Here is a 6,322-nt window from a genome sequence, read left to right as displayed (position 1 = left end):
TGAGCGCCATGGATGGCGCGACCGAGGCTACATGGACGTATTCACGCCGTCCCCCGCAACCGGACCCACCCCGCCATCCCACGGAATGCAGGCCTTTGACCTTGACGTTACCCTGGCCTCTGCGGGTGCAGGGCGCAGCCCTGCCGGCACCTCCCCCCATTCAGACAGGTAAGTGCAGGTCACAGGATAAGCAGACGCCTTGTTGCCTCCGCCAATCGGGTCCACATTCCTGTGCAGGAGACGGGCCACCGCCCGTTGTCGAGACAACAGGAGCCCTGCATGTCCGCTGCCCCCAGCACTGCCATTTCGCGCGATCCGGCCACCGGTGAACAGATCGCCAGCCATCCCTTCGCCACCGACGCCGAACTGGAAACAATCCTCGATCGCGGTCAGGTCGGCTTCGCGGCCTGGAGCGCCAAGAGCCTCGAACAGCGCGCGGATGTACTGCGTGCGATGGCCGCGGTACTGCGCCGCGACCGTGAGAAGTTGGCTGCGCTGGCTACCGCCGAAATGGGCAAGGTCCAGGCCGAATCGCTGGCCGAGATCGAGAAATGCGCCGTGCTGTGCGACTGGTACGCCGACAACGGTGCGCAGTTCCTGCGCGACGAACCGACCCAGGTGCCCGACGACAAGGCCTACGTGTCCTACCTGCCGCTGGGCGTGGTGCTGGGTATCATGCCGTGGAACTTTCCGTACTGGCAGGTGATGCGCGCAGCGGTGCCGATCCTGATGGGCGGCAACGGCTTCCTGCTGAAGCCGGCCGAGAACATCGTCGGTACCGCGCAGCTGCTCGACGCGGCGTGGCGTGATGCTGGGCTGCCGGAAGGCACCTTCATCGCCGCCAACATCAGCCGCGACGGCACCAGCCGTGCAATTGCCGATGACCGCATCGCGGCGGTGACTCTGACTGGCAGCGTGGCGGCCGGCCGCAGCATCGCCGCCCAGGCCGGGCAGGCGCTGAAGAAAGTGGTGCTGGAGCTGGGCGGCTCGGATCCGTTCATCGTGCTGGCCGACGCCGATCTGGACGCTGCCGTCGATGCGGCGGTGGCCTCACGCTTCCAGAACACCGGGCAGGTCTGCATCGCCGGCAAGCGCATCATCGTTGAAGACGCGGTATACGACCGTTTCGTGGCGCAGTTCTGCCAGAAGGTGCAGGCGCTGACCATCGGTGATGGCCGTGAAGCGGGTAATCGCATTGGTCCGATGGCACGCCAGGACCTGTTGGAACAGCTGGATGCGCAGGTGCGCGCCTCGGTGGACGCGGGCGCAAAGCTGCTGGTCGGTGGCCATCAGCTGGATCGCCCGGGTGCGTTCTACGCACCCACCGTGCTGGCCGACGTGGAGCCGGGCATGCAGGCCTTCGATACCGAGACTTTCGGGCCGGTGGCCTCGATCAGCCGCGCTCGTGATGCCGACCATGCGGTGGAGCTGGCCAACCAGAGCGAGTTCGGCCTCAGCGGCAACCTGTGGAGCGGCGACCGCGCCCGTGCGATGCAGCTGGCGCGCCGGCTGCAGACCGGCGGCGTGTTCGTCAACGGATTCTCTGCTTCCGACCCGCGCGTGCCGATCGGGGGCGTGAAGAAGAGCGGCTTCGGCCGCGAGCTCTCGCACTTCGGCATCCGCGAGTTCGTCAACGCGCAGACGGTCTGGTTCGACAAGCGTTGACGCGCAGCTTCCATCCTTCCTGCAACGATCCATCATCAGTCCAGCGAAAAGGACGGCATTCCAATGTCCAAGGGTTCAGATCTGCTTGTCGCCGCGCTTGAGAACGAAGGCGTCGAGCGCATTTTCGGCATCCCCGGCGAAGAGAATCTCGACGTGGTCGAGTCGCTGCGCCACTCCAGCATCGAGCTGGTCATCACCCGTCACGAGCAGGCGGCGGTGTTCATGGCGGCCACCTATGGCCGCCTGACCGGCAAGCCCGGCGTGTGCCTGGCCACGCTTGGCCCGGGTGCGCTCAACTTCACCACCGGTGCGGCCTATGCGCTGCTCGGTGCGTGGCCGGTCATCATGATCACCGGCCAGAAGGGCATCGTCGCCAGCAAGCAGGCGCGCTTCCAGATCGTCGACATCGTCAGCACGATGAAGCCACTGACCAAGCAGGCGCGGCAGATCGTCTCGGCGCGCACCATCCCGACGATCGTGCGCGAGGCATTCCGCACCGCGCTGGAAGAGCGCCCGGGCCCGGTGCTGCTGGAGCTGCCCGAAGACATCGCGGCCGATGAGGTCGGGGACGTGGCGCTGATTCCGCCGCACGCGGTGGATCGTCCCATCGCCAGTCCGGAAGCACTGGACCGTGCGGCGGAGATCATCCGCAATGCCAAGCGACCGTTGCTGATGATCGCTTCGGCGGCGTCGCGGCCGCAGTCCAGCGAGGCGCTATCGGCGTTCGTGCTGCGTGCCGGCATCCCGTTTTTCACCACGCAGATGGGCAAGGGCGCGGTGGCCGGTGGTTCGGGCCTGTACATGGGCACCGCGGCGCTGACCGAGCGCGACTACGTGCACATGGCCATCGACCAGGCCGATGTGATCGTGACCATCGGCCATGAGGTCACCGAGAAGCCGCCGTTCGTGATGCGTCCGGGTGGGCCGACCGTGATCCATATCGGCTACTCGCAGGCGGCGGTGGAGCAGGTGTACTTCCCGCAGGTGGAGGTGATCGGTGATATCGGCCGTTCGTTGACCCAGCTGGCCGATCGCATCGAAGGTGCAGTGCCCAATGCCGATGCGCTGCTGCCGCTGCGCGCGACCATCCTCGAGCACCTGGCCGACCGTGCCGACGAGGCCCGGTTCACCCCGCAGCGGCTGGTGCACGACGTGCGCCAGGTGATGCCACCCGATGGCATCGTGGCGCTGGACAACGGCATGTACAAGATCTGGTTTGCGCGCAACTACCGCACCCAGGTGGCCAACACATTGCTGCTGGACAACGCGCTGGCGACCATGGGCGCGGGCCTGCCGTCGGCGATCATGGCCTCGATCCTGTACCCGCAACGACGGGTGCTGGCGGTGTGTGGCGACGGCGGCTTCATGATGAACAGCCAGGAGCTGGAGACGGCGCGCCGGCTGGGCCTGAACCTGGTGGTGCTGATCCTCAACGACGGTGCCTACGGGATGATCCGCTGGAAGCAGGCGGTGGATGGTTTCACCGACTACGGCATGACCTTCAGCAATCCCGATTTCGTGAAGTATGCCGAGGCCTATGGCTGCAAGGGGCATGAGGTGACGGCCATCGAGCAGTTCGTCCCGACCCTGGAGGCGGCCTTCAACGAGGGTGGGGTGCACCTGGTGTCGGTACCGGTGGACTATTCGGAGAACCAGCGGGTGCTGGTGGATGAGTTGCGGCAGGCCTTCCCGGGGAACGGCTGAGGTAGCGCCGGGGCCGGGGCGGGGCGGTTTTGGTATGCTGTCCAACCGGCTTTGCCGGCGCAGCATCCCCCCTCACTACACGATTCCCGCAGATCCATGAGCGAAGCTACCGATACCCCCCCCGTCGACGAAAACAAGTTGATCGCCGAGCGCCGTGAGAAACTCAAAGCGCTGCGTGGGCAGGGCATCGCGTATCCGAACGATTTCCGTCGCGAGGACTTCGCCGGCCGCCTGCAGGAAGAGTTCGCCGATGTCGAACAGTGGACCGCCGAGGCGCTGGAAGGCAATGGCCGCCAGGTGAAGATGGCCGGCCGCCTGATGGCCAAGCGCATCATGGGCAAGGCCAGTTTCGCGCAGATCCAGGACGAGTCCGGCCGCATCCAGCTGTTCCTGCAGGGCACGGTGCTGGGCGATGCCTATACCGCCTTCAAGGGCTGGGACGTGGGCGACATCATCGCCGTCGAAGGCGGCCTGACCCGCACCAGGACCGGCGAGCTGTCGGTCAAGGCCGAATCGATCCGCCTGCTGACCAAGTCGCTGCGCCCGCTGCCGGACAAGTGGCATGGCCTGGCCGACGTCGAGCAGCGCTATCGTCAGCGCTACGTCGACCTGATCGTGACCCCGGAATCGCGCGCGGTGTTCATCAAGCGCTCGAAGATCATCCGCGCCATGCGCGCCTGGCTGGACAGCCGCGACTTCCTGGAAGTCGAGACGCCGATGATGCATTACATCCCCGGCGGCGCGGCGGCCAAGCCGTTCACCACCCACCACAATGCGCTGGACCTGGACCTGTACCTGCGTGTGGCGCCGGAGCTGTACCTCAAGCGCCTGACCGTGGGTGGCCTGGAGCGCGTTTACGAGATCAACCGCAACTTCCGCAACGAAGGCGTCAGCACCCGCCACAACCCGGAATTCACCATGATGGAGCTGTACGAGGCCTACGCCACGTACAACGAGATCATGGACCTGACCGAAGGCGTGATCCGTGACGTGGCCAAGGCCGTCAACGGCAGCACCGAGGTCGAGTGGGACGGGGCGAAGATCGACCTGGGCCCGGCGTTCCGCCGTTGGCGCATGGACGAGGCGGTGCGTCACCACAACCCGGAAATCTCCGCGGCCGACTGCACCGATCGCGACGCGCTGCTGCGCCATTGCGAGCGCTTGAAGATCCGCGTCAAGCCGTCCTACGGCTGGGGCAAGCTGCTGCTGGAGATCTTCGAGGCCACTGTCGAGCACACGCTGATCCAGCCGACCTTCATCACCGACCACCCGGTGGAAGTCTCGCCGCTGGCCCGCGCCAACGACAACGATCCGGGCTACACAGACCGCTTCGAGCTGTTCGTCAACGGCAAGGAGCTGGCCAACGGCTTCTCCGAGTTGAACGACCCGGAAGACCAGGCCCAGCGCTTCCAGGCCCAGGTGGCGGCGAAGGAGGGTGGCGACGACGAGGCCATGCACTACGACGCCGACTACATCCGTGCGTTGGAGTACGGCATGGCCCCGACCGGCGGCCTCGGCATCGGCGTTGATCGCCTGGTGATGCTGCTGACCGGCAGCAGCTCGATCCGGGACGTGCTGCTATTCCCGTACATGCGTCCGGAGCAGTAAGTCGTCTTTTTGACTCCTGTTTGTGCGCGCCGTCGCGAAATGAGACGGCGCGATTGACGCCTCCCGCACTCGGCGTATCGTTAATGCACTACCTTGACGTCTGTTATGGCTTGATCGGCGCCAGGGGGAGTACGCATTGTGGAGAGTCCGCTTCACAATGTGATGACGATCATGAACCGGGACGCATGACACGGGAGTCAGGCCGATGCAGGGTGCGAGCGTTCGCAGCGGCAGGGTATCCTCGCCTGCTGATGATCCAGCATGGTCGAGAAACCAGGCAGAGTACGCGTTGAACATCGTCATTGTTGACGACCAGACGTCCGCCCGGACGATGCTGCGTCACGTCATCGAGGACATCGCGCCCGAACTGAGCGTGTATGACTTCGGTGATCCGCTGACCGCATTGGCCTGGTGCGAGGCGCATCCGGTCGACCTGCTGCTGCTCGATTACCGCATGCCGGAGATGGACGGGCTGGAGTTCGCCCGCCGTTTCCGCCGCCTGCCCAAGCATCGCGACATTCCGGTGATCCTGATCACCGTGGTCGGCGACGAGCCGATTCGTCAGGCGGCGCTGGAAGCGGGGGTCATCGATTTCCTGGTCAAGCCGATCCGCCCGCGCGAACTGCGCGCGCGCTGCTACAACCTGCTGCAGCTGCGCCAGCAGACCGAGAATGTGAAGCAACGCGCGTTGTCGCTGGAGCAGCGCCTGCTGGCGAGCATGCACGAGGTCGAGGAACGCGAACGCGAGACCCTGTCGCGATTGGCGCGGGCGATCGAGTTCCGTGATGCCGGCACCAGTGCCTACCTCGAGCGCATGGCGCGCGTGGCAGGGCTGATCGCCGAGCAGCTGGGTCTGCCCGAAGACGACGTGCGCCTGATCGAGATGGCGGCGCCGCTGCATGACATGGGCAAGATCGCCATTCCCGATGCCGTGCTGCTCAAGCAGGGCAAGCTCAACGACGAGGAGCTGGCGATCATGCGCCGGCACCCGCGCATCGGCCATGAACTGCTCAGCGGCAGCCAGAACCGCTTCATTCAGGTCGGCGCATTGATCGCGCTGCGCCACCACGAACGTTACGACGGCAGCGGCTACCCGGATGGGCTGGTCGGTGAGGCGATTCCGCTGGAAGCGCGCATCGTCGCCGTGGCCGATGTCTTCGATGCACTCATCTCACCCCGTCCGTACAAGGAAGCATGGACCATGGAAGCCACACTGGCTTATCTGTACGCCCAGCGTGGCCGACTGTTCGACCCGCGCTGCGTGGATGCGCTGATGCGCGGTCACCAGCAGTTGATGGATATCTGCGCCCAGCACTCGACGGCATCGACGCGACCGGGTGGGTGA

4 protein-coding genes are annotated in these 6,322 nt (G+C 65.5%); all 4 read left to right on the top strand.

The window, feature by feature from the left end:
* Positions 1-279: 279 nt before the first annotated feature.
* Entirely contained in the window at positions 280-1,665 is a 1,386-nt protein-coding gene (locus ACTJJM_RS18975; protein WP_440865883.1) for an NAD-dependent succinate-semialdehyde dehydrogenase, read from the top strand.
* Positions 1,666-1,728: 63 nt separating this feature from the next.
* Positions 1,729-3,369, top strand: coding sequence for an acetolactate synthase large subunit (locus ACTJJM_RS18970; RefSeq protein ID WP_440865882.1), 1,641 nt, complete (start codon positions 1,729-1,731; stop codon positions 3,367-3,369).
* A 96-nt stretch (positions 3,370-3,465) separates the two neighbouring features.
* Entirely contained in the window at positions 3,466-4,977 is a 1,512-nt protein-coding gene (lysS, locus tag ACTJJM_RS18965; protein WP_440865881.1) for a lysine--tRNA ligase, read from the top strand.
* Positions 4,978-5,182: 205 nt separating this feature from the next.
* On the top strand, positions 5,183-6,322 hold the full coding sequence (locus ACTJJM_RS18960; protein ID WP_006364528.1) for a response regulator: 1,140 nt from the start codon (positions 5,183-5,185) through the stop codon (positions 6,320-6,322).

The sequence above is a fragment of the Stenotrophomonas sp. 22692 genome, assembly GCF_052045015.1.
Taxonomy (GTDB): domain Bacteria; phylum Pseudomonadota; class Gammaproteobacteria; order Xanthomonadales; family Xanthomonadaceae; genus Stenotrophomonas; species Stenotrophomonas geniculata.
This window is presented reverse-complemented; position numbering and strand designations above follow the sequence as displayed.

Bases quoted from the DNA above. Each gene is read 5' to 3' on its own strand.
- ACTJJM_RS18975 (WP_440865883.1), top strand. From the start codon at position 280: ATGTCCGCTGCCCCCAGCACTGCCATTTCGCGCGATCCGGCCACCGGT.
- ACTJJM_RS18970 (WP_440865882.1), top strand. From the start codon at position 1,729: ATGTCCAAGGGTTCAGATCTGCTTGTCGCCGCGCTTGAGAACGAAGGC.
- lysS (WP_440865881.1), top strand. From the start codon at position 3,466: ATGAGCGAAGCTACCGATACCCCCCCCGTCGACGAAAACAAGTTGATC.
- ACTJJM_RS18960 (WP_006364528.1), top strand. From the start codon at position 5,183: ATGCAGGGTGCGAGCGTTCGCAGCGGCAGGGTATCCTCGCCTGCTGAT.